The 1,976-nt window shown below is 56.3% G+C and carries 3 protein-coding genes; 1 reads left to right on the top strand and 2 read right to left on the bottom strand.

Features of this window, described 5'->3' with window-relative positions; all coding sequences use genetic code 11:
• Together ACR0C6_RS21050 and ACR0C6_RS21045 are read right to left on the bottom strand one after the other, a co-directional pair.
• On the bottom strand, nucleotides 1-532 hold a 532-nt coding region (locus ACR0C6_RS21050; protein WP_480621041.1), incomplete at its 3' end, for an ATP-binding protein.
• Nucleotides 533-646: 114 nt separating this feature from the next.
• Nucleotides 647-1,219 carry a TetR/AcrR family transcriptional regulator gene (locus ACR0C6_RS21045; RefSeq protein WP_480555246.1) on the bottom strand — a complete coding sequence of 191 codons (573 nt, stop codon included), beginning with the start codon at nucleotides 1,217-1,219 and terminating at the stop codon, nucleotides 647-649.
• 100 nt (nucleotides 1,220-1,319) lie between these two features.
• Here ACR0C6_RS21045 and ACR0C6_RS21040 point away from each other — a divergent pair, with 100 nt between their 5' ends.
• Nucleotides 1,320-1,868, top strand: a complete 549-nt coding sequence (locus tag ACR0C6_RS21040; RefSeq protein WP_480483946.1) for a carboxymuconolactone decarboxylase family protein — start codon at nucleotides 1,320-1,322, stop codon at nucleotides 1,866-1,868.
• Nucleotides 1,869-1,976: the final 108 nt, after the last annotated feature.

The following is a 1,976-nucleotide window of genomic DNA, read 5'->3' as shown; positions in this document are numbered from 1 at the left end:
CCAGAAACCGCACCTCTGTTCCTGTCCGGTCCCCGCATTCGCCAACAACCTTCAGGTGCTCAACGGTTTCGCCACCTTCAAATCGCGCGATGTGCTCTTTGCCATTGCGCCAGACGCGCAGTTCCAACCAATCCGAAAGCGCGTTCACCACGGAAACACCCACACCGTGCAGGCCGCCTGACACCTTGTACGAGTTGCTGTCGAATTTTCCGCCGGCATGCAGTTGGGTCATGATGACCTCGGCCGCCGACACGCCTTCTTCCGGGTGGATGTCCACCGGAATACCACGCCCATTGTCGCTGACCGAAACACTGGAATCGGCGTGAATTTTCACCGTCACATGGTCAGCATGACCCGCCAGAGCCTCGTCAATCCCGTTGTCGACAACCTCATACACCATATGGTGCAGACCCGAGCCATCATCCGTGTCCCCGATATACATGCCGGGGCGTTTGCGAACTGCCTCCAAGCCTTTGAGAACCTTGATAGAATCTGCGCCGTATTCTTGAGGGGCCTGTGCGTCTTCGGACATTCAGTCAGTACCTATATTATTTTGGTAACTTATACGTTTTCTGGTAGGGATTGTCACGCCATCCCCCAATATTTTGTGTTGTTCCGGATCGTTTTTTGCCGCCCGAAAAAGGGATCACAAACGATCGATATCAGAAGCGATATCCGCGGCAATTTCCAACGCGTCGACATCCTTGCGCTCGGCCGACAATCGCAGCCCGAGAATGTCCGACTGATACCGTGCCGCCAGTCGATCCGGATCATGTCCCGCCCCGATTTCACCGGCATCCTGAGCCCTGCGAAACAGATCAGCGAAACAGCCTTTCATTTCCGCCATGTGATGCGCCGCCTGATCCGCAAGGTCATGATCCTTCGCCTTCAACTCGGCATATGTCTTTGCCAACATGCAGGCCTTTGCCGGGGTCTCGACCGCTTCGATCACCAATCGGGGCTGCGCTTTCAGCGCCTCCTTCGGACCCAGTCTCTCTGCCAGGGCCTTTAAGCGCGCCACACCTTCTTGCGTATAACTCTCCAGCGTCAGCGCATAGAGCGCATCTTTCGACCCGAACGCCGCATAAAAACTGCCAGGCTTCAGCTTCAGTTCCCGCTCCAGATCCTTCAGCGATGTACCAGCCCAGCCCTGACGCCAGAAGATATCCTTCGCCTTCGCGATCAACACGTCACGATCGTATGCGGGTTTGCGGGGCATCAGCATTACCAATTTTTGAACGTTCACTCAAGTATATACTTGAGCGTTCACTCAAGAAACCCTAAATACGACCCATCGCGCCAGAAACAGGAGTTCCGACATGGCCAATTTCCCGTCTCACGACCTCGAAACCGCGCCTGAAGCGTCCAAACCGCTGCTGCAAAAGTCTCAGGCCGCTTTTGGTCGCTTGCCCGGCCTGCATAAGGTCATGGCCGAAAGCCCTCAGCATCTGGAAGGCTATCAGGTTCTGCACGGCCTGTTCCTGCAAACTGATTTCGACAATGATGAGAAAACCGTCGTCTGGCAGACCATCAATGTGGAAAACGAATGCCACTACTGCGTGCCCGCCCACACCGGGATCGCCAAGATGATGAAGATCTCGGACGAGATATCGGACGCCCTGCGTAACGAAACTCCGTTGCCTTCAGCCAAACTCGAAGCACTGCGCACCTTCACCCTGCAAGTGATGGAAACCCGCGGCAACCCGACCGAAGACCAGCTTCAGGCGTTCTTTGACGCGGGCTATTCACACCGCGCGGTTCTGGATGTCGTGCTGGGTCTGGCCCAGAAAACCATGTCGAACTACGTCAACCACATGGCCAAAACCCCGGTGGACGAGGTTATGCGCGGCTTTCTGTGGGAACGCTAAGTCAGCGAACCGGCCTAAGCGGTCACGACCGGGCCCTGTTCGCTGTCGGTAACGATCAGCGTCTGGGCCCGGTCGCCCATTTCCGCAAACAGCTCAGGGCCCGTACCC

Source organism: Ruegeria sp. AL12 (genome assembly GCF_056540885.1).
Note: the sequence above shows the minus strand (reverse complement) of the source record. Positions and strands in the feature narration are given on the sequence as shown.

What these genes read in the sequence shown, in the direction of transcription:
- ACR0C6_RS21040 (WP_480483946.1), top strand. Translation starts at nt 1,320, where the DNA reads ATGGCCAATTTCCCGTCTCACGACCTCGAAACCGCGCCTGAAGCGTCC.
- ACR0C6_RS21045 (WP_480555246.1), bottom strand. Translation starts at nt 1,219, where the DNA reads ATGCCCCGCAAACCCGCATACGATCGTGACGTGTTGATCGCGAAGGCG.